The 26,238-nt window shown below is 34.5% G+C and carries 18 protein-coding genes; 10 read left to right on the forward strand and 8 right to left on the reverse strand.

What is annotated here, in order from left to right; genetic code table 11:
- The first annotated feature begins 21 nt into the window (after positions 1 to 21).
- The 6 genes from M0M57_RS14580 to M0M57_RS14605 all read left to right on the forward strand — a co-directional run bounded on the left by M0M57_RS14580 (position 22) and on the right by M0M57_RS14605 (position 11,798).
- Positions 22 to 3,252, forward strand: coding sequence for a SusC/RagA family TonB-linked outer membrane protein (locus M0M57_RS14580; RefSeq protein WP_248433796.1), 3,231 nt, complete (start codon positions 22 to 24; stop codon positions 3,250 to 3,252).
- A 17-nt stretch (positions 3,253 to 3,269) separates the two neighbouring features.
- Positions 3,270 to 5,051 (forward strand): RagB/SusD family nutrient uptake outer membrane protein, encoded by a 1,782-nt coding sequence (locus tag M0M57_RS14585; RefSeq protein ID WP_248433797.1) that lies wholly within the window; start codon positions 3,270 to 3,272, stop codon positions 5,049 to 5,051.
- 134 nt (positions 5,052 to 5,185) lie between these two features.
- Positions 5,186 to 6,265, forward strand: coding sequence for a pectate lyase (gene pelA, locus M0M57_RS14590; protein WP_248433798.1), 1,080 nt, complete (start codon positions 5,186 to 5,188; stop codon positions 6,263 to 6,265).
- 5 nt (positions 6,266 to 6,270) lie between these two features.
- Complete coding sequence (locus tag M0M57_RS14595; protein WP_248433799.1) at positions 6,271 to 9,489, forward strand: pectinesterase family protein; 3,219 nt, start codon at positions 6,271 to 6,273, stop codon at positions 9,487 to 9,489.
- Positions 9,490 to 9,507: 18 nt separating this feature from the next.
- Complete coding sequence (locus M0M57_RS14600; protein WP_248433800.1) at positions 9,508 to 10,839, forward strand: pectate lyase family protein; 1,332 nt, start codon at positions 9,508 to 9,510, stop codon at positions 10,837 to 10,839.
- 167 nt (positions 10,840 to 11,006) lie between these two features.
- The gene (locus tag M0M57_RS14605) at positions 11,007 to 11,798 is read left to right on the forward strand and encodes a T9SS type A sorting domain-containing protein (RefSeq protein ID WP_248433801.1); all 792 of its coding nucleotides are present in this window, start codon (positions 11,007 to 11,009) and stop codon (positions 11,796 to 11,798) included.
- Between the two features lie 217 nt (positions 11,799 to 12,015).
- Here M0M57_RS14605 and M0M57_RS14610 read toward each other — a convergent pair whose 3' ends face one another.
- The gene (locus tag M0M57_RS14610; RefSeq protein ID WP_248433802.1) at positions 12,016 to 12,771 is read right to left on the reverse strand and encodes an NYN domain-containing protein; all 756 of its coding nucleotides are present in this window, start codon (positions 12,769 to 12,771) and stop codon (positions 12,016 to 12,018) included.
- A 166-nt stretch (positions 12,772 to 12,937) separates the two neighbouring features.
- On the opposite strand from M0M57_RS14610, the gene M0M57_RS14615 reads away from it, so the two are divergent.
- Positions 12,938 to 14,197, forward strand: a complete 1,260-nt coding sequence (locus tag M0M57_RS14615) for an aminotransferase class I/II-fold pyridoxal phosphate-dependent enzyme (protein WP_248433803.1) — start codon at positions 12,938 to 12,940, stop codon at positions 14,195 to 14,197.
- 60 nt (positions 14,198 to 14,257) lie between these two features.
- Here M0M57_RS14615 and M0M57_RS14620 read toward each other — a convergent pair whose 3' ends face one another.
- Both M0M57_RS14620 and uvrA read right to left on the reverse strand, forming a co-directional pair.
- The gene (locus M0M57_RS14620; protein WP_248433804.1) at positions 14,258 to 14,983 is read right to left on the reverse strand and encodes an LOG family protein; all 726 of its coding nucleotides are present in this window, start codon (positions 14,981 to 14,983) and stop codon (positions 14,258 to 14,260) included.
- 29 nt (positions 14,984 to 15,012) lie between these two features.
- Positions 15,013 to 17,844 (reverse strand): excinuclease ABC subunit UvrA, encoded by a 2,832-nt coding sequence (gene uvrA / locus M0M57_RS14625; RefSeq protein WP_248433805.1) that lies wholly within the window; start codon positions 17,842 to 17,844, stop codon positions 15,013 to 15,015.
- A 108-nt stretch (positions 17,845 to 17,952) separates the two neighbouring features.
- Here uvrA and M0M57_RS14630 point away from each other — a divergent pair, with 108 nt between their 5' ends.
- Positions 17,953 to 18,474 (forward strand): hypothetical protein, encoded by a 522-nt coding sequence (locus tag M0M57_RS14630; RefSeq protein WP_248433806.1) that lies wholly within the window; start codon positions 17,953 to 17,955, stop codon positions 18,472 to 18,474.
- A gap of 58 nt (positions 18,475 to 18,532) precedes the next feature.
- On the opposite strand, the gene M0M57_RS14635 is transcribed toward M0M57_RS14630, so the two are convergent.
- The 4 genes from M0M57_RS14635 to M0M57_RS14650 all read right to left on the reverse strand — a co-directional run bounded on the left by M0M57_RS14635 (position 18,533) and on the right by M0M57_RS14650 (position 23,667).
- On the reverse strand, positions 18,533 to 19,489 hold the full coding sequence (locus tag M0M57_RS14635; protein ID WP_248433807.1) for a Fic family protein: 957 nt from the start codon (positions 19,487 to 19,489) through the stop codon (positions 18,533 to 18,535).
- 62 nt (positions 19,490 to 19,551) lie between these two features.
- Positions 19,552 to 21,366: a chloride channel protein gene (locus tag M0M57_RS14640; RefSeq protein ID WP_248433808.1), complete on the reverse strand. Its 1,815-nt coding sequence runs from the start codon at positions 21,364 to 21,366 to the stop codon at positions 19,552 to 19,554.
- Positions 21,367 to 21,403: 37 nt separating this feature from the next.
- Positions 21,404 to 23,086 carry a gamma-glutamyltransferase gene (gene ggt / locus M0M57_RS14645; protein ID WP_248433809.1) on the reverse strand — a complete coding sequence of 561 codons (1,683 nt, stop codon included), beginning with the start codon at positions 23,084 to 23,086 and terminating at the stop codon, positions 21,404 to 21,406.
- The gene (locus tag M0M57_RS14650; protein ID WP_248433810.1) at positions 23,083 to 23,667 is read right to left on the reverse strand and encodes an acyl carrier protein phosphodiesterase; all 585 of its coding nucleotides are present in this window, start codon (positions 23,665 to 23,667) and stop codon (positions 23,083 to 23,085) included. The genes ggt and M0M57_RS14650 overlap by 4 nt, the downstream gene beginning before the upstream one ends.
- Positions 23,668 to 23,784: 117 nt before the next feature.
- Here M0M57_RS14650 and glmM point away from each other — a divergent pair, with 117 nt between their 5' ends.
- Together glmM and def are read left to right on the forward strand one after the other, a co-directional pair.
- On the forward strand, positions 23,785 to 25,185 hold the full coding sequence (gene glmM / locus M0M57_RS14655; RefSeq protein ID WP_248433811.1) for a phosphoglucosamine mutase: 1,401 nt from the start codon (positions 23,785 to 23,787) through the stop codon (positions 25,183 to 25,185).
- A 1-nt stretch (position 25,186) separates the two neighbouring features.
- Positions 25,187 to 25,834 carry a peptide deformylase gene (gene def / locus M0M57_RS14660; RefSeq protein WP_248433812.1) on the forward strand — a complete coding sequence of 216 codons (648 nt, stop codon included), beginning with the start codon at positions 25,187 to 25,189 and terminating at the stop codon, positions 25,832 to 25,834.
- Here the strand turns inward: def and M0M57_RS14665 are convergent.
- Positions 25,831 to 26,238: a 5-fold beta-flower protein gene (locus M0M57_RS14665; RefSeq protein ID WP_248433814.1), complete on the reverse strand. Its 408-nt coding sequence runs from the start codon at positions 26,236 to 26,238 to the stop codon at positions 25,831 to 25,833. The two genes, def and M0M57_RS14665, sit on opposite strands and share 4 nt — an antisense overlap.

Here is a 26,238-nt window from a genome sequence, read left to right on the forward strand (position 1 = left end):
CTAAAATTGACCACGCAGATTATGAAAGCAAAATTATTAGTACTAAATAGGTTACGATACACTCTAACACTATTTATTTTTATTTCCGTATTCGGACTGCAAGAAACTTATGCTCAAAACTCCGTCTCAATATCGGGTAAAGTAATTGATGCAGCCGATAAATTGGAAATTCCCGGAGTTAACATTATAGAAAGAGGAACATCAAATGGTACTTCAACCGATTTTGATGGAGCTTTTAAATTTAATGTTAAATCCAGCAACGCAACACTTGTAGTCAGTTTTATTGGCTATAAAACGCAAACGATTGAGTTAAAAGGGAGAACTTCAATCAACATTGAATTGGCACTTGACCAAGAAGCTCTTGAAGAGGTTGTTTTAGTTGGATATGGTTCGGTTAAAAAATCTGATTTAACGGGAGCTGTATCAACAATGAGTGGAGCTGATTTAAAAAAGCAACCTATCTCTAACATTTCTGAAGCTTTAACCGGTCGTATGGCTGGTGTTAGAGTTACCTCTGCAGAAGGTTCTCCGGATGCCGAAATTAATATTCGTGTGAGAGGTGGTGGTTCATTAACGCAAGACAGTTCTCCATTAATTATAGTGGATGGTTTTCCGGTTAATAGTATGAATGATATTTCATCATCTGATGTTGAAAATATCACCGTGTTAAAAGACGCTTCTTCTACAGCTATCTATGGAGCACGTGGAGCCAACGGTGTAATTTTAGTTACAACAAAAAGTGGTAAAGCTGGAGAGAAAGTGAGTGTTACCTATGATATGTTTACAGGAGTTAAAAAAATCGCAAAAACATTAGATGTACTTAGCCCGGCAGATTACACTAAATGGCAATATGAATATGCTTCGCTTAGAGGTAATTTAACTTCGTATGAAGACTTTTTTGGAACTTATGGTGAAATTGGTCAATATGAAAATGTTCAAGGTACAGACTGGCAAAGAGAAATTTACGGTCGCACCGGTTTGGTACAAAGTCATAGTTTAGGAATTCGCGGTGGTTCAGACTTGTTGAGTTATAATTTTAATTATACTCGTTTTGAAGAAGAAGCAATTATGATTGGTTCTACATTCAAAAGAAATAATTTATCACTTAATTTAAAAAGCAAAATCAGTGAGAAATTACAAGTAAATTTCGGTATTCGTTATTCTGATACTGAGATTGAAGGAGGTGGAGCAAATGACAGAAGTGAGTTTTCCTCAACGGATTCGAGATTAAAACATAGTATAGGTTATGCTCCAATTCCAATTCCCGGTTTGGTTGATGATGAAACAGACGAAGCTGCTGCAGGATATTTAATAAATCCATTTCGAGTTGCAGAAGACAATGATAGGTTACAAAAGAGAAAGAATTTTAATATGACAGGTGGTGTTACATGGAAAGTAACAAAAGATCTTCAATTTAAATCTGATTTTGGATTAGATAATTATAGATATGACGATTTTCGATTTTATGGACTAACAACTTACTACATTAGAAATCAGCCAGCACCGGAAAATCAAGGAGCACCTGCAATGATATTTAGTAATCGTGAAGAAAATAGATTTAGAAATGCCAATACTTTAAATTTTGATTTCAAAAGACACTTAGGAGAAAATCATCAATTAAAAATACTTCTTGGTCAAGAAACATTAATCTATAAATCTAATATTTTAACGCACATAATGCATCGTTATCCTTTAGATTTTACATTTCAAAACGCAATGAATTTAACTACTATTGCAATTCCACAATCGGTTAATAATTTTAATAATCCGGATGATAAATTACTTTCATTTTTTGGTAGAGTAAATTATGACATCAAAAACAGATATTTATTAACTGCTACTTTTCGTGCCGATGGTTCTAGTATATTTTTGAACGATAACGTTTGGGGTTATTTCCCATCTGCTGCTGCTGCTTGGAAAATTTCAGAAGAAAACTTTTTAAAAGATGTTTCTTGGTTAGACTTACTTAAAATTAGAGCGAGTTATGGTGAATCGGGAAATAATAACATACCAACTGGTCAAACTATTCAAAACTATCTAAATTCAAATATTGGTGCAACCTGGATTAATGATATAGATAATTTTTGGGCAGCCTCAAAAATTTTAGCTAATCCAGATTTAAAATGGGAAACAACGATTACTCAAAATCTAGGATTAGATTATGAAATCTTTAAAGGAAGAGTTAGTGGATCTTTTGAGTATTACAACAATATTACCAAAGATTTATTAAATAGATTTAATGTAGCCGGAACTGGATATGATTTTCAATATAGAAATTTAGGTGAAGTTGAAAATAAAGGATTTGAAGCCAATTTGAATGTCGCAGCTGTAAGAAAAGAAAATTATGGTTTAAATGTTTCATTTAACATCGGATTTAACAAAAATAAAATCAATTCATTGGGTATGGAAAATTATCAAGTGGATACGCAATGGAATTCAGGTGTTGGTAATGATTTCGCAGTTTGGGTTGGTCAACCTATTGGAGCAATTTATGGATATCAAAACGATGGTCGTTATGAAGTCTCAGATTTTAACTATGAAAATGGAGTATATACACTTAAAGAAGGAGTAGCAAATGCCTCATCAATTTTAGGCAGTCCAGTTAGACCAGGTATGTTGAAGTTAAAAGACACTAACGGAGATGATGTCATAAATGCAGATGATCGAAGTATTATTGGAGATGTTAATCCAAAACATACAGGAGGTATCACATTAAATGCTAATATTCACAATTTTGACATCTCTGCCGCTTTTAACTGGAGTTATGGAAATGATGTATATAATGCAACAAAAATTGAGCATACATCAGCTACAACAAATAATCCAAATGGACAATATAGAAATTTAACATCTGAAATGGCAGATGGAGTTAGATGGACAAACTTAAACCCAACAACAGGAGAGTTAGTAACAGATCCAACAGAATTGGCTGCATTAAATCAAAATACTTCAATGTGGTCGCCATACATGGGTAACTTTCTAGTAACAGATTGGGCTGTAGAAGATGGTTCTTTCTTACGATTAAACACATTAACCTTAGGTTATACTTTACCACAAACTTTGGTTGAAAAAATCGGTATTTCAAGATTGAGATTATACGGAACAGCAACAAATGTTTTCGTTTTAACCAATTATTCTGGCTTAGATCCAGAGGTATCTACTCGAAGACAAACTCCATTGACACCTGGTGTTGATTATTCTCCTTATCCGCGTAGCAGACAGTTTGTTTTTGGTCTAAATGTGAATTTTTAATTAAAAAAATATAAGTCATGAAAAATAAATTATTACTAATAGGAATATTTAGCTTATCTATACTATTCTTTTCGTGTGAAGAGGATATGCTTGAAGCTCAAACTCAATCTACTTTAGATGAGTCTGTCATCTTTTCTACCCCCGCTTTAGCAAAAGGAGCTGTAGATGGAATTAAAATACCATTTGGAGAAACAAATTCTTACAGAGGTCGGTTCTTACCTTGGTATGGTTTTAATAACGATACAGAATGGTATAATTCATCCGAAACCACTTCAAATGATAACCCCGATTTATGTGTTTATGATGCTAAGCCAAATAACGGTCAAATGAACACAATTAATAATGCTTGGGCAATGATGTATTCCGGTATCGAACGAGCCAATTTGTGTATTCGCGGATTACGTAGATATGGAAATCCAACTGAAAATGCAGAGTTAGGCTATTTATTAGGTGAAGCATTAACATTAAGAGCTGTTTTTTATGCCGATTTATTAAAAGCTTGGGGCGATGTTCCTGCACGTTTTGAACCAATTGTTTCTGAAACATTATATATACCTAAATCAAATAGAGATATTATTTATAAACAATTAATTGAAGATTTAGCAGAAGCAGCAACTTTGGTGCCTTGGCCTAATGAAACCGCAGCAACTACTAGTGTAGAAAGAGTAAACAAAGCATTTGTAAAAGGACTTAGAGCTCGTTTAGCATTAGCCGCTAGTGGATTTCAACAATACCCTGATGGTGTTAGAAGAAGTAACGATCCAGATCTTTCTGTAGCAAATATGTATGCTCTGGCTTTTAACGAATGTAAATCGGTAATTGAAAGTGGAACTTCAACTTTAGACCCTTCTTTTGAAGGTTTATGGAGAAAATATAATGAAGAAGTTCTTACTGCCGGTAGAGAATCTTTGTGGGAAATTCCTTTTGCTGGAGGTAGAGGAAGAATGTTATTTACATTTGCTGTAAGACATACAAACAATAATCAGCATCATGAAAATGGAAACAATAGAGGAGGACAATCTGGACCATTACCTTATGTATTTTATGATTATGATGAATTAGATACTAGAAGAAATGTAACCTGTGTACCATACAAGTATGGCCCCACAGTCAATGGATTTGCAAGGCAACAATTAAACCCTTTTAATACATGGTATTTCGGTAAATACCGCTATGAATGGATGTTACGTTTTGTAAGGTCAGATAATGATGATGGTGTAAACAAAATGTATATGCGTTATGCAGAAGTAATTCTTATGGCAGCTGAAACCGCTAATGAATTAGAAGGCCCAGCAGCAGCAGCAGTTTATTTAAAGATGCTAAGAGAAAGAGCTTTCAATCCTGCAGATCATGCAATAAAAGTAGATGCGTATGTTAATGCGTTAACTTCAAAACAAGCGATGTTTAATGCTATTGTTGAAGAACATAAATTTGAATTTACAGGCGAAATGGAACGCAAACAAGCTCTAATTAGATGGAATTTATTAAAGACTAATATTGATTTAGCTAAGGAAAAATTATTCCGTTTGAGAGCTAGAGAAGGGGAGTATGCAGATGTTCCAACTACTCTCTATACTCAATATGCCGCTGATAATGAAACATTAATCATTTACGGATTAAATAGAGGAGAAATAAATGATCCCGGAACAGGATGGACAGCAACACCTTGGACAACTTTAACAGACTCTAAAATAAATGCTATTTATCGAAATAATCCTGACACAAAACAATTCTGGCCAATTTGGCAAGTGTTTTTAGATAATAGTAATAGTACATTAGTGAACGATTATGGTTATTAAAAGTCCATAATTAACCAAGTTACATTTTAAAAAACTCATCATTTTGTTCATTTAAAATGGTGAGTTTTTTAAGTTAAAGAATTCGATGTTGCTTAAAAATTAAAAAAAATTGGATTCGATTTAAAAAAATTAATATGAAAAATTTAAAATACAATTTAGTGTTACTTCTACTGCTAATTTCTTTTGACAACTTTGCTCAAGATAAGAAAATAACATGGAAAAGCATCACAGAAAATAACGATGAAAGTTGGTTTGCAACAGAAGAAGCCAAAAAAATAGCCGAAAACGTTTTGCTATACCAACGTGAAATTGGCGGTTGGCCCAAGAATATTGAAATTCAAAATGAGCTTTCAGAAAAAGAAAAGCAAGACCTTAAAAAGTTAAAATCAGATCCAACCGGTTGTACGATTGATAACGGAGCAACTTGTCAGGAATTACTTTTTCTATCAAAAGTTTATAAATCAAATCCTGATGAACGATATAAAATGGCTTTTTTAAAAGGAGTTATTTACTTGATTACTGCTCAGTACAAAAATGGGGGATGGCCACAGTTTTACCCATTAAAAGAAGGATATTACACGCACATCACTTACAATGATAATGCCATGGTGAATGTTTTGAAATTGTTGAAAGAAGTTAAAAGCAAATCCGATTTCTACTCAATTTCCGTTCCTGATGAAATCGCTAAAATGGCAGAATCATCTTTTAATAAAGGAATCGATTGCATACTAAAAACTCAATACAAACAAAGCGGTAGGTTAACTGCTTGGTGTGCACAACATGATCGTGAAACGCTTCAACCTGCAAAAGCTCGTGCGTATGAATTACCCTCGTTAAGCGGCAAAGAATCAGCCAAAATAGTATTGTTATTAATGTCGATAGAGAATCCATCAACAGAAGTAATTACTGCAATAAATTCAGCCGTAAATTGGTTTGAAAAAACAAAAATTACCGGAATTAAAATTGAAACAATTTCTACCGGAAAAAAAGATGAACAGGACAGAATTGTTGTTGAAAGCCCGGATGCCGAACCACTTTGGGCAAGATTTATGGAAATGAATGATAACAGACCTTTCTTTTGTGATCGAAACGGAAAGAAAAAATACAACTTATCTGAAATTAGTCAAGAACGCAGAATGGGCTATGGATGGTATACCAATGAACCTAAAGAAGTTTTAAAAAAATATTCCAATTGGAAAAAATCATTAAACTAATAAAAATGAAAAAAAATTTACTTTTCTGTTTGATGTTTTTTACATCAATGAATTATGCTCAAAATACAGACGTATGGGATTTTGGTGCCGTTCAACTCAATGAATCTGAGTACAATAATCAATTAAACGAAAGTGTAATTAATGCTTGGTATGTTGGCGTTACGCCTGGAACTGCAGGAGTAAACTTTCCAACAGCATTTTCAGCAGGCTCACTTTCTTGGGTAGGAAATGCAAGCGACAGATTACGAACAACTAACACCAATTTATCCCGTTTTGATGCCAATGTGGCCAGTGTTGCTGCTTATTCAGGAAGAGTTTATTGCAACGGAACAGTAACAACAACAAACGGTTTACCAAACAATAGATATTTACGAATTACAGTTGTTGAAGATGATGAAATCACAATTATTGCCAGAGGTGATACAGATGGAGTATTGACATTCGTTAACGAAGCAAATCCAAGTTTACAAACAAATACGTTTCCCATAACTTCCGCTTCCGGAAATGTGACAGAAGTGAAATTTGTCGCTCAAACAGCCGGAGCTTATCGCATTTATGATCAATTAGCCAAAGCAAGTTTCTATCGAATTTATAGAAAAGATGCCGTTTATACCAATGTTAACGGAACAATTGACTTAACGCAAGCAGCCGGAATTCCAAATGATTATTCTATTGTTTTTACCAATGAAGCAGGAAAAACGTGGTCGGCAGAAATTAATTCAAACACCTATAATGTTTCGGTTCCTGTGGGATATCAATATGCAATTAATTTAGTTGATGCCAACGGATACATCATTTCTGCTGGCGATACATTCAACACAACCGGCGTTACTACGCCAAATGTTTCGCATAACATTGCCATTTCAGGCATTACTTTATTCACCGTTACCGGAAATATTATTGGGCTTGGAACTGAAATTTCAAACTTAGAACTCAATTTTACACCTGATTCCTCCAGTGAAAGTGTTTTTATTCCGATTGCGAATGTAAATAGTAATAACGGAACGTACAGTGTTCAATTAGAATCGTCCATTCCCTATACAATTTTAGCTCAAGGTGTGAATGATTTTGAAATTGAAACCAATACAATTACTATAACCGAGAATACTTCATCAGATATAACATTTATTCCAAAACCGGTTTTTCCAATTTCAATTGAAACAATTGGTTTAACTATTGCTCAAGAAAGTGATTTAGAACTAACATTTACCAATTTAAACGAAGAAGGTTATAACTATACATTTACTGATTTAACTTCTATTTCATTAAGAAACGGAACATATAAAATTACAGCAAATGGGTTAGATAATTATCCTTTACAGTTGGCGTTAACGTCAAATCTTACTGTAAATAATGCTTCCGCTTCTAAAACGTTATCTTTTGTTCCGGTTACAGTTTGGTCTTTTGATGATAAAGTAATTAACTCAACCACTTCAACGTATTATAAAGGAATGCAATTGAATGGTCAAATTACAACTGTTGTTGCCTCTGGTCATTTAACAGCAAAAACAGGATCATCACTCGTAATTCCTGTAAATCCAAATGAAAGAGTATTGGTTTATTATTATTACACAGCCAATTTTTCAATTGAAGGTGGAGAAGTAATTACCACTTCAACCAACAGTACATCAATTGTAGAAAATGTTCAGTATGTCTATTCCGGCACAAATCCGGGAACGGTTACAATTAATGTTGGCGGTGCTGCATCTTTAACATCCTATTTCACAGAAATTCGAGTAATTCCAACTATTTCCTATTCTGAAACAATAACTGTTGGAGTTGACAAAGACTATCAAACCATCAATGCGGCTTTAGAAGCTGTTTCCTATATGAACAGAACAAGTGAAGAAAGAGTGACTATTATGATAGATGCCGGAAATTATGAAGAAATGTTAGTCATTAATCTTCCGAACATCACGTTAAAAAATGCAGATTCCAATGCAAATACATCCATTTTGAACGGAGGTATTGATATTGCACCGGGAGCTGTTAGGGTAACTTCCTACTATGGTCATGGCTATCATTATTATAGTATGAATAACAAACAAAAATGGAATCAAGATGTTTTAAATGTGAGTTTGCAGAATGGATTTTACACTAATCCAAATGCAGGTGCAGGTACAACCAATGGTTCGTATTGGAATGCAACAGTGGTAGTCAGTGCCAATGGATTTGAAGCCGAAAACATCATATTTGAAAATTCATTCAATCAATATATTTCTCAAAAAGAAGCTCAAGATGTTCTTGTCGCTTGGCCAACCGGAAGTCCGGGTGCGAGACCAACAAATGTTGGAAACACAGCTGTTCAAAACAGAATATTAGTAGAAAGAGCTGCTGCTATTGCTTTCGTAAACAATACAGACAAAGCGATATTGAATAAATGTAGAGTAATTGGTCGTCAAGATTCATTTTTTGGTGGAGCAGGAGCGAGAGTTGTTGTATATAAAGGCGATGTGATGGGAGCTGTAGACTATATTTTTGGTGGGATGGATGCCGTGTTTTATAAAACCAATTTGGTTATGAATACAAGTGATGCTTCTAATGATGTTGCTTATATTACTGCAGCTCAACAAACTTCCGGAAGAGGTTATCTAATGTATGAATGCACAATAACTTCAACAGAACCAGGCGTAGAAACCGCTTCTGTTTACCGTTCAAAACCGGGTTATTTCGGTCGTCCGTGGCAAGCTACTACAAGCGAAGTTGTTTTTTATAACACAACCATTGAAACATCAAACTATCCCGGATTTATTGATAATTCGTTGATTTTACCTTTAGGATGGCAAAATACATTAGGTGGAACGTCAAGCGGAATGTATGAATTTGGAACAATTGAACTTTCCGGTGTAAACAACGGTCCAAGTAGAGCAAGTTGGTCAACCCAATTAGCAAACCCAATTTTGAATGATGGCACACCAATTACAACGTTCAATTTTACAAAAGGAAATGACAATTGGGATCCGTTACCAAATTTGATTGCCAATGATCCGTTGAGTATTTCAGATGTGAGACAAGATTCAATCGACATTTTTTCAGTTAAGAATACAATCTACATTAAAAATGTAAAGGAAAATACAAACGTAACTATTTTCAATATAAGCGGAGCAAAAGTAAAATCATTCAACATCACTAATGAAACTGATTTTGTTATGAATCCGGGTCTTTGGATAGTAACCGTTAGAAATTCTGAAGGAAGAAAATCGGTTAAGTTGATTACAAATTAATTCAAAAAAATAAATGTTATGATTAAAAAAGTTTTTTTAAGCCTTATCTCACTATTATTTGTTTACCAAATTAATGCACAAAATTATTATTTTGCAACTCCACAAGGATATGGTGCTGCAACAACCGGAGGAGGAAATGCAACTCCAGTAACGGTAACAACATGGGCCAATTTGCGAACCCAAATGCAATCGGCAGGTTCAAAAGTTATATTGGTTTCCGGAGTAATAACTGTTCCGGCAAATCAACAATTAAGAGCTGTTATTACCAATAAAAGCTTAATCGGACTTCCCGGAGCTAGATTAGTAAGTGCTACCCAGGCTCATCCGGGTGGAGGAATTATTTATCTAAGACCGGGATCAAACAATGTAATTATCAGAAATATAATTTTTGAAGGACCTGGAGCCTATGATACTGATGGAGAAGATTCACTCACAGCAGACGGATGCACCAATTTATGGGTAGATCATTGCGAATTTCAAGACGGTTTGGATGGTAATTTTGATATGAAAGGCAACACCGATAATGTTACCGTTTCTTGGTGCAAGTTTACCTACCTAAAGCCACCTTTAGCAGGCGGTTCAGGCGGTTCGAATGACCATAGATTTTCCAATTTAGTTGGTTCTGGAAGCAATGATGCTCCGGCAGACGGACATTTTAGTGTAACCTTTCAAAATTGTTTTTGGGGATCTGGTTGCAGAGAAAGAATGCCAAGAGCTCGAAATGCTCAACTGCATATTTTAAATTGCTACTATAATACCGGTATTTCAAATTCAAGAGCACTTGGATTGGGCGGTGGTGCAAACAATACAACTTGTTATGTTGAAAATACCGATTTTACCGATATTAATAATGTTTATACAAGTTATAATAATTCAGATGGAGGAACTGTAGCTCTTTCCTTCAACAACTGCTTGGATGGAGCAAACAATATTGGTACAGTTGCAGCTCCAACTTATACAGCCACTACAGTTCCTGTGAATGAAGTGCAAGGCTTACTGACCGATGCAACGTGTGGTGCAGGAGCAACTTTACAAGTTTCTGCCGAAGGTGTAATTTCTCCAAATGAATGTGAAAGTTTGAATGTAATTGATTACACAGAAAATGATTTTATTAGAGTTTATCCAACGATTGTGAAAAATAATTTGACTATTGAAATAAAGATAGATCAATTAGAATCTGTGCAAATTGAATTGTTTAATTCTAATGGGCAACATCTTAAAAAGGAATCAAAAACTACATTACCTACTGAAAACATCACTTTAGAATTAGAAAATTTATCCTCCGGATTATATTTTGGAAGAGTAATTGTTAACCATAAAACGCATCATTTTAAATTCATTAAATCCTAGCTAGAATAAGTGAATTAGTACATATAAATTGTGTTTTTAAAAGAAAATATGTTTTAAATATATTTAAAACAAAAAAAAATCATTAAAATAGTTGCAAAATCATTTTTTTTACTACTTTTACGTAATCGATTACTTAAAATAATTAAAACCTTAAAAATTCATAAATCATGAGAAAAAAATTACTCTCTTTTGTTCTTCCAATTTTATTTTTTGGAACTATTGTAAATGCCCAAACCAAAATTTGGGATTTTGGAAATGATACGGCAACTTGGCCTTTGTCTGGTGGAATAGGAAATACTCCAATGGTAGTTGATAACTTAGGGTTATTTCCTTTGCCAGCAGGAAATATCAATTTTGGAGCAATAACTGGAAATAATGCAACATTTCCTGATGGTTATACTGCAACTCAAAGATTTCAAATGAACGGAGCTGGATATCCTACAGGACCTTTTCAAGTAATGCCAACTCAACGTTATTTGTTTATAGATGTAAGTGGTGCCTGCACTGTTAAAGTATGGTTTAGACCGGGTAGTGCAGATGCTGCACGTACTATTTATGTTACTAATGGTACTACTGTTATAGGTCAAGCTACTTCAGCGACATCTGGAGGAGATCAGACTATATTAACAGCAGCTGTTCCAGCTACAGGCAGATATTATATATACGGAGATACTGCTTGTAATCTTTACAAAGTTGAAGTTACAGGTGCAACTGTAAATACTTCTTTAAGTTTAGAAAATCTAAACAAATTAACGACTAATGTTTTTGGTGCAGGAAATCAAGTGTATGTTCAAAATGTAGTTTCTAATACAGAAGTTAAAGTATATGGAATCACAGGAGCTTTAGTAAAATCGTTTAACACAACTTCAGACGTAAACTTCGAATTAAATAAAGGTCTTTACATCGTGAATGTAAAATCAGAAGAAGGAGAAAAATCAGTAAAAGTTCTAATGAACTAACTATTTCTTCTTTCTCTTTAGAGATTAGTTAAGTAATAATTTTTAGTTTGTAAAAACAGTAGTAAATTTAATTTGCTACTGTTTTTTTTATCTAAAAGTAATTGGTTGAAAATACTATCATCAAAAGAATATTTTCTTCAAAAGTCTATATTTAAAGAATTTAAAAATTTACCGATTTGAGTTAGTTGTAACAAATTTTATTAAAAAATTTAAAACCTTATTTCAATCGCACATACACATGTTTAATTCCTTTTTTATCTGATTCACGTTCATGGATTTCTAACAAATGCGTAAGCGATTTCATTAAAGGAGTTAGTTTAGGAAAGCCAAAATTACGAGGATCAAATTCGGGTTTTTTCTTCACAATCAAATTGCCCACATCACCCAAAAATGCCCAACCGTCATCATCTGCAATGTCTTCTATGCTTGATTCTATGATATCAATTGTGTCTACATCAATTTTGGTGAATATTTTTTCTTCTTTCCTTTTGTCAGACGAAGTAGCAGTAGTTTTCTTCTTTTTGGCACCTTCTAATACTTCAATAAAGATAAATCGGTCACAAGCACTAATAAAAGGTTTAGGAGTTTTTTGTTCGCCAATTCCAATCACTTTCATACCTGATTCTCGCAAACGAATAGCTAATCTCGTAAAATCACTATCACTCGAAACAATGCAAAAACCATCTAATTTTCCAGAATACAATAAATCCATCGCATCAATAATTAAAGCAGAATCCGAAGAATTTTTTCCGGTTGTATAACCATATTGCTGAATAGGAGTGATGGCATTTTCCAGTAAAACTGCTTTCCACCCGTTTGCATTTGGTCGAGTCCAATCGGCATAAATTCGCTTTGTTGTAGGCGTACCATATTTTGCAATTTCTTCCATCATACCTTTCACATTGCTAAACGGAACATTATCGGCATCAATTAAAACCGCTAATTTTAAATCGTTATCGTCGTGTTTACTCATATCAATCAAATTTATCAATCAAATATACAGATATTAACACATTCTCATTACACTTTTTTTAAATTAAATAAGAGTTCGTATAAAACCAAAATCATTCTACAAAAAATATTATGAAAGTAGTTTTGAAATCCTTATTTTTGCCACGTTTTTTAACACACAAAAAGTCATGGTAAAAGATTTATTCGAAAGAATTCAGAACAATAAAGGTCCGCTAGGAAAATGGGCATCTCAAGCAGAAGGTTACTTTGTTTTTCCTAAATTAGAAGGAGAACTTGGACCAAGAATGCAATTTCAAGGTAAGAATATTTTAAATTGGAGTTTGAACGATTATTTAGGATTGGCAAATCATCCGGAAGTTCGTCAAGCCGATATTGATGCTGCAAAGCAATATGGTGCTGCTTATCCAATGGGAGCTAGAATGATGAGTGGTCACACAGATGCTCACGAACAACTAGAAAATGAATTGGCTGCTTTTGTAATGAAAGAATCAGCTTATTTATTGAATTTTGGTTACCAAGGAATCATGTCAACAATTGATGCATTGGTTACAAAAAATGATATCATCGTTTATGATGTTGATGCTCACGCTTGCATTATTGATGGTGTTCGTTTACATATGGGAAAACGTTTTACCTATCGTCATAACGACCTAGAAAGCATGGAGAAAAACCTTCAACGTGCCACCAAAATGGCTGAAGAAACAGGTGGTGGAATTCTTTTTATTACCGAAGGTGTTTTTGGAATGCGTGGTCAACAAGGAAAATTGAAAGAAATTGTTGCAATGAAAGAAAAATACAATTTCCGTTTGTTAGTTGATGATGCTCATGGCTTTGGAACATTAGGAAAAACAGGAGCAGGAGCAGGTGAGGAGCAAGGCTGTCAAGACGGAATTGATGTTTATTTTTCAACTTTTGCAAAATCAATGGCTAGCATTGGAGCATTTATTGCTGCAGATAAAGATATTATTGATTACTTAAAATATAATTTACGTTCGCAAATGTTTGCAAAAGCTTTACCAATGATTCAAACTGTTGGAGCATTAAAACGTTTGGAATTACTACGTAATCACCCAGAATTAAAAGATAAATTGTGGGAAAATGTAAATGCTTTACAATCAGGTTTAAGAGAAAGAAACTTCAATATTGGTGATACAAACACCTGTGTTACACCGGTTTATTTAGAAGGTAGCGTTCCTGAAGCAATGGTTATGGTAAACGATTTAAGAGAAAACTACGGTATTTTCTTGTCTATCGTAATTTATCCTGTTATTCCAAAAGGAATAATTTTGTTAAGAATGATTCCTACTTCATCACACACACTTTCTGATATTGATGAAACACTTACTGCTTTTGAAGCAATCCGAGAAAAATTAGTAAACGGAACTTACAAAAAAATTGCAGACGCTACTACGGTAGATGTTTCTTAAAACAAGATAAATTATAATGAAAAACCGCAAATTCAATTGAAATTTGCGGTTTTTTTACTTTTAAAAATTCGGACTCAAATTGTATTTTTTGTAGAATGCATCGAGTACTTCAACTACTTCGTCTTCAGTATCAACTAATTTGATTAGATTCATATCATCCGGACTTGCATTTTTCTGCTTGTCAATCATCACATTTTTTATCCAATCTAGTAAACCTGACCAATATTCAGTTCCCACTAAAATAATTGGAAACTTGCCTATTTTTTTAGTTTGGATTAAGGTGATGGCTTCAAATAATTCATCCAACGTTCCAAATCCGCCCGGCATTACTACAAATCCTTGCGAATATTTGACGAACATTACTTTTCGAACGAAGAAATAATCAAAATTCAAGTTTTTATCTTTATCGATATACGGATTAAAATGTTGTTCAAACGGCAAAACGATATTCAATCCAACCGAAGTTCCTTCGCCTCGATGAGCACCTTTGTTTCCGGCTTCCATAATTCCGGGACCACCTCCGGTAATCACACCGTAACCTGCTTTACTAATTTTATAAGCTACACTTTCGGCTAATTCATAATATTTTTCACCAGGTTTTGTTCTGGCAGATCCAAAGATGGAAACACACGGACCAATTCTGGCCATACTTTCGTAACCATTTACAAATTCGGACATAATTTTAAAAATCGCCCAAGAATCATTCGTTCTTATTTCATTCCAGTTTTTTTGCTTAAAATTGGCCTGGATTCTATCATCGTCATTTTCGTATTCTATTACTGACATCTATTTTTCTTTTTAATTAAACAAACATGCTAAAGTAATTCTTTTTTTAGAAACTGTGCTGTGAAGCTTTTTTTGTTTTTAACAATTTCCTCCGGAGTTCCTTTACAAATAATTTCTCCGCCGCCTTTTCCGCCTTCCAAACCAATATCAATAATGTAATCGGCTAGCTTGATAACATCCATATTGTGTTCGATAACTAATACTGTATTTCCTTTATCAACTAATTTTGTGATGACTTCCATCAACACACGAATATCTTCAAAATGCAAACCGGTTGTGGGTTCGTCTAAGATGTAAAAAGTGTTTCCCGTATCTTTTTTTGATAATTCGGTCGCCAATTTAATTCGTTGGGCCTCACCGCCCGAAAGCGTTGTACTTTGTTGACCTAACGTTATATAACCCAAACCAACATCTTGAATTGTTTTTACTTTTCGATATATTTTAGGAATGTTTTCAAAGAATTCAACTGCTTCATCCACCGTCATATTCAATACATCTGAAATCGATTTTCCTTTGAAACGAATTTCTAATGTTTCTCGGTTAAAACGTTTTCCCATACACGTTTCACATTCCACATAAACATCCGGTAAGAAACTCATTTCGATGGTTCGAACACCGGAACCTTCGCAGGTTTCACATCTTCCGCCATTCACATTAAAACTAAAACGTCCGGCTTTGTAGCCACGAATCATTGCTTCGGGAGTTTGCGTGAACAGACTTCTGATTTCCGAAAAAACATCGGTGTAAGTAGCAGGATTGCTTCGTGGCGTTCTTCCAATCGGACTTTGGTCGATGTCGATTACTTTGTCAATATGTTCCAAACCTTCAATTTTTTTGAACGGTTGTGGTTTTTTTACCGCATTAAAAAAGTGTTCGTTTAGAATGGGATAAAGCGTTTCATTAATTAAAGTAGATTTTCCACTTCCTGAAACTCCGGTCACACAAATTAGTTTTCCCAAAGGAAATTCTGCCGTCACATTTTTTAAGTTATTTCCGGTTGCTCCCGATAATTTGAGCACTTTTCCATTTCCTTCACGACGTTTTTTGGGAATTTCAATTTTCATCTTCCCACTCATATACTGAGCCGTCATTGTATTTTCTAATAATAACTGTTTTGGAGTTCCTTCGCTGATGATTCTTCCGCCAAAACGACCTGCTTTCGGACCAATATCGATTACCCAATCGGCACGTTCTATCATATCTTTATCGTGTTCGACTACTAAAACAGAGTTGCCAATATCACGAAGATTTTCTAACGAATTAATTAAACGTTCATTGTCTCGCTGATGCAAACCGATGCTTGGTTCATCCAAAATATATAAAACACCAACCAATTGCGAACCAATTTGTGTTGCCAATCGAATACGTTGAGCTTCACCACCCGAAAGTGATTTGGAACTTCGGTTTAACGATAAATAATTCAAACCAACATCCAACAAAAATTGTAATCGAGCTTTGATTTCTTTGGAAACTTCAATGGCGATGGCTTTTTGTTTATCGGATAAATTTTCGTCTAAATTTAAAAACCAATATGCTAATTCCGAAATATCCATTTGCGATAAATCGGCAATGTTTTTATCATTTATTTTAAAATATAATGCTTCCTTTTTCAATCGAGAACCGTGACATTCAGGGCATTCAATTTCATCCATAAATTCTTTTGCCCAACGTTTGATGGACGTTGAACTGCTTTCGTCAAATTGATTCTTGATGAAATTAGATATTCCTTCAAATTCAATTTTATATTCTTTGGTAATTCCCAACGTTTTCGATTGAACTGAAAATTTTTCTTTTCCGCCATTTAAAATCATTTCCATTGCTTCGGTTGAAATACTATCAACTGAATCGGTTAATTTAAAACCATATTTTTCGCCAATCGTTTCCAATTGCTTAAAAATCCAATTCGATTTATATTCGCCAAGCGGAGCAAATCCACCTTGTTTGATAGTTAGTTTTGGATTTGGAATGATTTTTTTCAAATTAATTTCGTTCACTGTTCCCAATCCATTGCAATGATCGCATGCACCTTTTGGCGAATTGAACGAAAAATTATTCGGTTCCGGATTCGGATAAGAAATTCCTGAAGTCGGACACATTAACGTTCGACTGAAAAACCGAACTTCTTTACTTTCGTGTTCAATGACCATCATTACATCATCACCGTGGTGCATCGCTGTTTTGATGCTATCGGCTAATCGTTTATCGGTATTTTCATCTTCATCAATTTGCATTCGGTCGATGACAATTTCGATGTCGTGGGTTTTGTATCGATCCAATTTCATTCCGGCTGTGATGTCAACAATTTCGCCATTCACACGAACTTTTACAAATCCTTGTTTGGCGATTTGTTGAAATAATTCGGCATAATGACCTTTACGTGAACGAATGACCGGAGCCAAAATATTGATGCGTTTCCCTTTGAAATTTTCAACAATCAACTCTTTGATTTGCTCATCAGAATAGGAAACCATTTTTTCGCCGGTGTTATAACTGTAAGCATCAGCTGCACGGGCAAATAACAAACGTAAGAAATCATAAATTTCAGTAATGGTTCCAACGGTAGAGCGTGGACTTTTGCTGGTCGTTTTTTGTTCGATGGCAATCACAGGAGAAAGTCCGTCAATTTTATCCACATCCGGACGTTCTAATCCGCCTAAGAATTGTCTGGCATACGCCGAAAAAGTTTCGATGTATCGTCGCTGTCCTTCCGCATAAATAGTATCAAAAGCCAACGATGATTTTCCCGAACCTGAGAGTCCGGTAATGACCACCAATTTTTCTCTTGGAATGGATACGTCAATGTTCTTAAGGTTGTGAACCCGAGCTCCTAAAATTTCAATCGTTTCGTCTGGTTGTTGCATAGTTTTTTTGCAAAACGCAAAGTTACGATTTTAACAGCAAGATTTATGCAGACAGATAAGAAGAATTTGTTAAACAATTTCTATTTTTGAAAAAATTAAATTTAGAATATGAAGATATTAGGAATTGGCTCCCGAATTAAACATCCGGAACACGGAGCAGGAGTAGTTACAAACGTTACGGCCAAACATTATTGGGTAACTTTTATCGAAAGCGGATTAGAAACCATTGATGTTGACAGCGAATTTGAAGTTATTGAAGCCTTGGAAGACGAAGTAGATTCAGTAAGTTTTTATGAAGTTGAAAAAACTTTAAAAAATCTGCTGCAAAAATGGTCTGATGTTACGCAAATTGTTCCGATTGCCGATAAATGGAAAGGCGGAAAATTAATTATGGAACCCGGTACGGCAACGCAAAACAAAGAAGTGCCAATTGATACTTTTTTTCATAAAATTATTATGGTTCGAGATCGTTTGAGAGTGATGGAGCAAAAAATAAATGCAAGTAATCTTGACGCAGCAGAAAAAGTGGATTTACAACAGTATATCACTAGAATTTACGGTAGTTTAACTACGTTTAATGTGTTGTTTAAAAGTACGAATGATTATTTTGTGGGGGAGAAGAGTAAATAGTCTCAGGTTGCAGTCTCAGTTTACAGATATTACTGCCAACTGAGACTGCGACTGAAAACTATCTCATCCGTTTCCTATTCGCAATGTATTTTTCAATGGCTTTTTTTGTTGTAAACCAATTTCTACCTTCTTTGTGAGCATCAATTTTCCCTTGACGGGCTAGTAAACTGATGTATTCCTGACCATAAGGCAATTCATTTGGTTCGCTAACTATGTTGGAAATTTCTTGAAAATCATAATCATTGTCCGGCAATGAACTAATGTAAATATTCAGTGTTCTTTCCAAAGCCTGACTCATCAACAAAATTAGTTTTTGATAATTTCCTGAATTGGCTTGATTGAGTGCTTCATAATATTTCTTTCTGTCATTTTTTAAGATGATAGCAGGTGGAAAACCTTTTCTCATCAATAATAAATTCATCGCTAAACGAACTGTTCTTCCGTTTCCGTCAAAAAAGGGATGAATCCAAACTAATTTATGATGAAAAACGGTTGCCAACTCAATATCATTCAAACCAAGTGGATTTGTATTGACAAAATCAATCAATTCATCCAACAAATCGGAAACTTTATTGGCATTGGGCGGAACAAAATTTGCCCCGGTAATACGAACACCACCATTTCTAATTCGTCCTGCAAATTCATCTTCAATCATTCGCAAAACTAATTCGTGTAATGATAAAATATCAATGCTCCGTAAAGTATAATTTTCATCAACGAAAGAATACAAATAATCAATTGCTTTTTCATGGTTTTTGGCCTCAAAATGTTCACGAAGCGATTTGCCTTTTACGGTAATTCCTTCCTGCAAAACCATTTGAGTTTCACGCAAAGTCAATGTATTTCCTTCGATACTGTTGGAATTATAAGTCCATTCAATCGTTAAGGATTCTTTGATTTTATGCAAAGCAATTGAAGGAAGCGGTCTGCTTTGTTTTAAAACAGTTAGCTTTTCATACAATCGTTCAAATGTTGATTGAAATTCAGGTCGATATGATGTATCAATATTCCACATAACCCAACAAAGATATTACTATCGGTTGGATAAAAAAAATATTCTATCCGATATTAAGAATATTACTCAATAATCATATTCTTGAATCTAACACGATAAGCTTCTAAAATTGAGGATTTTGATAACAAACCAATTACTTGATTATTCTTTAAAACCGGAAGAAATTCTTCTTCAGTTCGATCAAATTTTTCCATGATGGTATCCATGATTTCATCATAGTTTATTTGTTCTGCAGCAGGACGCATGATCTCTTGAATTTTAGTATATTTTACTTTATAAGAATTGAAAATATAAGGTCGGATATCTTCAAAATAGACCATACCAATCAATTCATTTTTATCATTTACTATCGGGAAAACAGATTGATTATGAGAAGAAATTTTAGTTACTAATTCTTCCAATGAATTTGATAATTTCAACGTCTGAATATTGGTTTGAATGAGATTGGAAGGTGTAATCCCGGAAAGAATATTTCTATCTCGATCATCGGTAAATACATCGCCTTTTGCTGCCAGATTTTTTATATCAAAAGAATACGGTTCATACCGTTTGGAAATAGCAAAGCTAATGGATGAAACCACCATCAGCGGCACCATTAAACTATAGCCGCTGGTAATCTCGGCAATAAGGAAAATGGCAGTGAGCGGTGCATGAAATAAGCCACTCAGAATTCCTGCCATACCAACCAATGTAAAATTACTTACCGGTAGTTTAAATCCAATTTGGTTGAAAAATGTAGCTACAACAAATCCTAAATAAGAACCCACAAATAGGGAAGGAGCAAAGTTTCCTCCGTTTCCACCGCTTCCAATGGTGATACTGGTGGCATAAACTTTAATAAGCATGGTAGCTCCCACAAAAAGAAGTAAAACCCAAATATTATCTTTAAATTTTTGAAGTACGGTGTTGTCTAAAATTTGTTGCGGATTGGTATTGGCGAGCATTTTTATACTTTCATAACCTTCGCCAAACAACGTAGGGAAAAAGAAAATCAGAATCGCTAAAATAAAAGCTCCGTAGAATGCTTTTCGGATGGGTTTGAGTTTTGATTTTTCAAAATGATGTTCAATTTTTCGAAAGGTTCTGGCATAATTTACGGAAACAAAACCTGAAACTACTCCCAATAGAATATAAAAAGGTAAGTTATGATAATCAAAATCCAATTGTTTACTGAACGTAAATAGAATTTCATCTTTCAATAAAATAGCCGAAACAATCGCTCCGGTTGCAGACGAAATCATGATTGGAATAAAAGCTGTGATGCTCACATCCATCAAAACCACTTCAATGGCAAAAAGTACTCCTGCGATTGGAGCGTTAAATGCAGCAGCAATTCCGGCAGCAACTCCACAAGCCAAAAGCAACGTTCGGTCTTTATAACTCAGACGATAATTTTGAGCAAAATTGCTTCCAAAAGCAGCTCCTGTAATGGTGATAGGCGATTCTAATCCGGCAGATCCACCCATGCCAACTGTAAGCGAACTGGTAATAATCTGAGCATACATTTGCTTTTTCGGCATGATGCCCGATTTTTTGGCAACGGCATACATAATTTGAGATGTTCCTTTTTCGATGGAACCGTCTAATACTTTTTTAACTACAAAAGCAGTAAGCACAATTCCGATAATAGGAAGCGTACTGTTACTATAAGGTAAATGAAAAATTGAATCGATGTATTGTGCAAAAACGTACACCCAGTGAGCAAAAGTTTTTAGTACGATTACAGCCAAAGCAGAGGAAATTCCCACCAAAAAACAGGCTAAATAAATAAATTGTCTTGGTGATAAAAAAGATTTTAAATAAAAAATAAATCCTTCCAATCTTCTGAAGTTCTTTCTGAAAAATGTTTTAAAGATTGATTTTTTTTGGTTTGGCATAAAAATTCAGTTTTAAACCGCTAAGATAAAACTTAATTTAAAAACCAACTGCTTTATCATCGCCTCTTTTGTCTGCTCCACCTTCATATTTTCCGTTGGGAAGAACTAAAATAGCGTCAACTTTTCCGAGAATTGGAGTGGCTTTTTCGTTGATGAGATAATTTTTCTTTTTTAACGATTGAAGAATTTCTTTTGAAAAACTTTCAGGTTCAAAAATCACTTCGTCCGGCAACCATTGATGATGAAAACGAGGAGCATTTACAGCTTCTTTCATACTCATTTCAAATTCGGCTACATTTAAAAAAGTTTGTAAAACGGAAGTTATAATTGTTGAACCACCAGGAGTTCCTAAAACCATAAACAATTTTCCGTCTTTCTCAATAATGGTTGGTGTCATAGAACTCAACATTCTTTTTTGAGGAGCAATGCTGTTGGCTTCGGAACCGGTTAAACCAAACATATTTGGGATGCCCGGTTTTGCTGAAAAATCATCCATTTCGTTGTTTAAAAAGAAACCTAATTCATCACAAAAAAACTTAGAACCATATGCATCATTAATTGTTGTAGTGGCAGAAACGGCATTCCCAAATTGATCGACAATAGAATAATGAGTGGTTTCCATACTTTCGGAAAATTGAACGTTTCCTTTTGAAACATCACTTGATTTTGTAGCTTCATCAAATGAAAAATTACTCATTCGGCTTTTCAAATACACATCATCCAATAGTTCTTTACTTGGAATTTTTACAAAATCAGGATCGCCTAAATAATGATTTCTGTCGGCATAAGCTCTTCGTTCGGCTTCCACCAAAAGTTGAATATACTTTTCCGAATTATGTTGCAATGTTTGTACATCATACGGCTCAATCATTTTTAAAATCTGACCCAACGTAATCCCACCACTGCTTGGCGGAGCCATTGAAGTTACTTTGTAATTTTTATAATTAATTGAAATTGGATCACGCCAAACCGCTTGATATTTCTCCAAATCTTCTAATGTGATGATTCCGCCTTTGGTTTGAATGTACATGACTAATTTTTTAGCCGTTTCGCCTTTATAAAATTCATCTCTACCATTTTTGGCAATTTGTTCTAATGTATTCGCTAAGGCAAAGTATCGAATTGTGTCATTTTCCTTGTATGATTTTGAAAACAGCGATTCATTTCCGTTTGCTTTGATGATTGCGTTTCGATAATGGTTCAATCGTTCTTCTTGTTTTTTGGTTACGATGACACCTTTTTTGGCTAATTCAATTACCGGTTTTAAAATAGTTTCAATCGGAAGCGTTCCAAATTTTTCATGTACAGCAAAAACACCGGCGATAGTTCCGGGAACGCCAATACTTTTGGCAGATTCAGTGCTCATTCCGCTTACGACATCTCCTTTTTCATCTAAAAACATACTTGAATTAGCAGCCAATGGAGCTTTTTCACGGTAATCTAAACTACCTGTTTCGCCGGAAAATTTTCTAAAAACCATAAAACCGCCACCGCCAATATTTCCGGCATACGGATAGGCAACTGCCAAAGCCAATTCGGTAGCAATCATGGCGTCAAAAGCATTTCCGCCTTGTTTCATAATTTCTACACCAATTTTAGAAGCTTCTTCACGAGCAGAAACAACCATTGCTTTTTCAGTGACTAATCCGGTTGGAATGGTAGTTTGCTCGGATTTACATCCTATTAATATCAATAAAAAAAAGAAGGCAATATTTTTCATAAAGTAGCTAATTTTTCCTTGCAATGCATTTGTAATTCTTCAAAAAAGGCTGTGAATTCTTCTTCAAATTCAGTATAAAATTCTTTTAATTCATTCATCGAAAGATGCATATCTACTCTGTTTTTTGTGCGATGATCCATTTGAAACATAATCATCGATAAACCTTCGAGGGAAGCATAACTCACCAACCAATTTCGGGCAATCATATAAGGCATCATTCCTTTGGTTCGTTCGGTTAAAATGGCATAATTCGAACTTAAATTTTCATAAAAATCAGCAGCTGTTTTTTCCAACGGTTCATCGGAATACTTTTGCCAATTCTTAGCCAAAAAATGATCGTAAAAAATATCGATAATTACTCCCGAATAATGTCCGTATTTTTCATGTAAACGATGTTTACTTTTCCTAAAAATTGGGTGAGCATCAGTAAACGTATCAATGGCTCTGTGCAAAATAATACCTTTTTGAATATCGTCGGGATAGTTCAAATAATCGTTGCCACGAATACCATCGGCCATAAAATTTCCGATTTGAATTTGCTTGTTGTCGCCAGAAAGGTATATATGTGCTAGAAAATTCATTTGCCTAAATTAGGAATTTATTCTTAAAAAATTGAATTTTAAATCACTTTTACAACATTTCAATTCTTTATCTTTGTCGTGTTTTTCAATTTAAAAATATAATCAAAAATATATTCAATGACATTAATTAAATCAATTTCAGGCATTAGAGGAACAATTGGCGGAAAAGTAGGTGATAATCTCACTCCGGTGGATGCAGTAAAATTTGCTTCAGCCTACGGAACTTTTTTAAAAGAGGGAAGAGGGAAGATGGAAGCTGGAAGAAAATTGAAAGTGGTTATTGGTCGTGATGCTCGAATTTCCGGTCCGATGATTCATAATTTAGTGATGAACACGTTGATTGGATTAGGTATTGATGTAATTGATTTAGGGCTTTCTACAACGCCAACGGTTGAAATTGCCGTTCCGATGGAAAAGGCTGATGGCGGAATTATTCTAACCGCTTCGCACAATCCAAAACAATGGAATGCATTGAAATTATTGAATGAAAAAGGTGAATTTTTAAATGGTGCGGAAGGTGTTAAAATCCTTGAAATTGCAGAAAGTGAAGCATTTGATTTTTCTGATGTAGATAGTTTAGGTGAAGTTACTGTGAATGATGCCTACATGGATATTCACATTGACGAAGTGTTGAATTTGCCTTTAGTTGATGCTGAAGCGGTTGCCAAACGAAAATTTAAAGTGGTGGTTGATGGTGTAAATTCTTCTGGCGGAATCATTATTCCAAATTTACTAGAACAAATGGGTGTGGAAGTCGTGAAATTGTATTGTGAACCAAACGGACATTTTCCTCACAATCCTGAACCTTTGAAAGAGCATTTAGGCGATATTTGCGAATTGGTTGTGAAAGAAAAAGCCGATTTCGGAATTGTAGTTGATCCGGATGTGGATCGTTTAGCGTTTATTTCAAATGATGGTGAAATGTTTGGAGAAGAATATACTTTAGTTGCCGTGGCCGATTATGTGTTGAGTAAAACGCCCGGAAATACAGTTTCTAACATGTCTTCTTCAAGAGCTTTACGCGATATTACTGAAAAACACAACGGTAAATACCAAGCCAGTGCTGTTGGTGAGGTAAATGTGGTGGAATTAATGAAATCTACCAACGCCATTATCGGTGGAGAAGGAAACGGCGGAATCATTTATCCTGAGTCGCATTATGGTCGTGATAGTTTGGTGGGTGTAGCTTTATTTTTGACGCATTTAGCCAATTTGGATGTTACTGTGGCGGAACTTCGTGCTTCGTATCCACAATATTATATGAGTAAAAATAAAATTGAACTAACTCCTGAAATTGATGTGGATGCTATTTTGGTTGAGATGACAGCTAAATATGCTCACGAACAAATTTCTACTATTGATGGTGTAAAAATTGATTTTGCAAACGAATGGGTTCATTTGCGTAAATCGAATACAGAGCCAATCATTCGAATTTATACGGAAGCTCCAACGCAACAAGCAGCAGATGCATTGGCTTTGCGAATCATTGACGAAATTAAAGCTGTTATCTCAAAATAAAATGAAAAATTCAATTCTGGTTTCTTTTTTATTGATTTCGATTGTGGCTTTTTCTCAAAAGTTCACTAAAGAAGAACGTGATTTTATTTTGGAAGCCGATTCAACCCAAATGTTCAAAGTAATTCAGATAACTGAACCCAATGAATTGAAAATTTTGAAAGCGGTTTCAACCGATGTGAATCCGAAAGATAAATTAATTCCACATATTGCCAAAAGAATGTATTTGGCCATGCGAAATCCTGCCAATCCCGGAATAGGTATTGCCGCTCCACAAGTTGGAATTAATAGAAATTTATTTTGGGTGCAACGATTAGATAAACCCGGCGAACCGTTTGAGTTTTACATCAACCCAAAAATTGTTTGGCAATCGGATTTGTTGCGAAAAGGCATGGAAGGGTGTCTCTCTATTCCCGAAGACCGAGGCGATGTCTATCGAAATTATACCATCAAAGTCACTTATTTTGATTTAAAAGGAAATTTTAAAGAAGAAATGATAGAAGGTTTTACCGCCGTTATTTTTCAACATGAAGAAGATCATTTAAACGGAATTTTGTTTACCGATAGAATTAATGAACAAACCAATTGGAATGTTCAATCGATTAATAATGATGTGAATTTGTTTTTGAAGAAGAAACTGAAGCGGAATTAATCAAACTTAAAAAAGAAAAACACCACGGCAGCCCATTCTTTTTTGACTCCTTTGGCATAGCCAATAGTAGAATAATTGTTGTTTTGAACGGTTCCGTCTTCTTTGATGTAACCTAAAGTGGAATAGTTGTTATTTTGAACCGTTCCGTTTTCTTTTACATAACCAACAGTAGAATAATTGTTGTTTTGAATGGTTCCGTCGCTTTTGATGTATCCAATTGTGGAATAATTGCTGTTTTGAATAGTTCCGTTTTCTTTGATATAACCAACGGTTCTGTAGTTTCTGTCTTGAATAGTTCCATCGTTTTTAATATAGCCGGTTGTTCCGTAATTGTTGTTTTGAATGGTTTGACCAATAGAAATTAAATATGAAAAAAGAAGAAAAAGGATTATGAATTTTTTCAT

The organism is Flavobacterium azooxidireducens (genome assembly GCF_023195775.1).
GTDB classification, from domain to species: Bacteria; Bacteroidota; Bacteroidia; order Flavobacteriales; family Flavobacteriaceae; genus Flavobacterium; species Flavobacterium azooxidireducens.

Bases quoted from the DNA above. Each gene is read 5' to 3' on its own strand.
- uvrA (WP_248433805.1), bottom strand. From the start codon at position 17,844: ATGCAACAACCAGACGAAACGATTGAAATTTTAGGAGCTCGGGTTCAC.
- M0M57_RS14600 (WP_248433800.1), top strand. From the start codon at position 9,508: ATGATTAAAAAAGTTTTTTTAAGCCTTATCTCACTATTATTTGTTTAC.
- M0M57_RS14605 (WP_248433801.1), top strand. From the start codon at position 11,007: ATGAGAAAAAAATTACTCTCTTTTGTTCTTCCAATTTTATTTTTTGGA.
- M0M57_RS14620 (WP_248433804.1), bottom strand. From the start codon at position 14,983: ATGTCAGTAATAGAATACGAAAATGACGATGATAGAATCCAGGCCAAT.
- def (WP_248433812.1), top strand. From the start codon at position 25,187: ATGAAAAATTCAATTCTGGTTTCTTTTTTATTGATTTCGATTGTGGCT.
- ggt (WP_248433809.1), bottom strand. From the start codon at position 23,086: ATGAAAAATATTGCCTTCTTTTTTTTATTGATATTAATAGGATGTAAA.
- glmM (WP_248433811.1), top strand. From the start codon at position 23,785: ATGACATTAATTAAATCAATTTCAGGCATTAGAGGAACAATTGGCGGA.
- M0M57_RS14580 (WP_248433796.1), top strand. From the start codon at position 22: ATGAAAGCAAAATTATTAGTACTAAATAGGTTACGATACACTCTAACA.
- M0M57_RS14615 (WP_248433803.1), top strand. From the start codon at position 12,938: ATGGTAAAAGATTTATTCGAAAGAATTCAGAACAATAAAGGTCCGCTA.
- M0M57_RS14665 (WP_248433814.1), bottom strand. From the start codon at position 26,238: ATGAAAAAATTCATAATCCTTTTTCTTCTTTTTTCATATTTAATTTCT.
- M0M57_RS14635 (WP_248433807.1), bottom strand. From the start codon at position 19,489: ATGTGGAATATTGATACATCATATCGACCTGAATTTCAATCAACATTT.
- M0M57_RS14650 (WP_248433810.1), bottom strand. From the start codon at position 23,667: ATGAATTTTCTAGCACATATATACCTTTCTGGCGACAACAAGCAAATT.
- M0M57_RS14640 (WP_248433808.1), bottom strand. From the start codon at position 21,366: ATGCCAAACCAAAAAAAATCAATCTTTAAAACATTTTTCAGAAAGAAC.
- M0M57_RS14630 (WP_248433806.1), top strand. From the start codon at position 17,953: ATGAAGATATTAGGAATTGGCTCCCGAATTAAACATCCGGAACACGGA.
- M0M57_RS14585 (WP_248433797.1), top strand. From the start codon at position 3,270: ATGAAAAATAAATTATTACTAATAGGAATATTTAGCTTATCTATACTA.
- M0M57_RS14610 (WP_248433802.1), bottom strand. From the start codon at position 12,771: ATGAGTAAACACGACGATAACGATTTAAAATTAGCGGTTTTAATTGAT.
- pelA (WP_248433798.1), top strand. From the start codon at position 5,186: ATGAAAAATTTAAAATACAATTTAGTGTTACTTCTACTGCTAATTTCT.
- M0M57_RS14595 (WP_248433799.1), top strand. From the start codon at position 6,271: ATGAAAAAAAATTTACTTTTCTGTTTGATGTTTTTTACATCAATGAAT.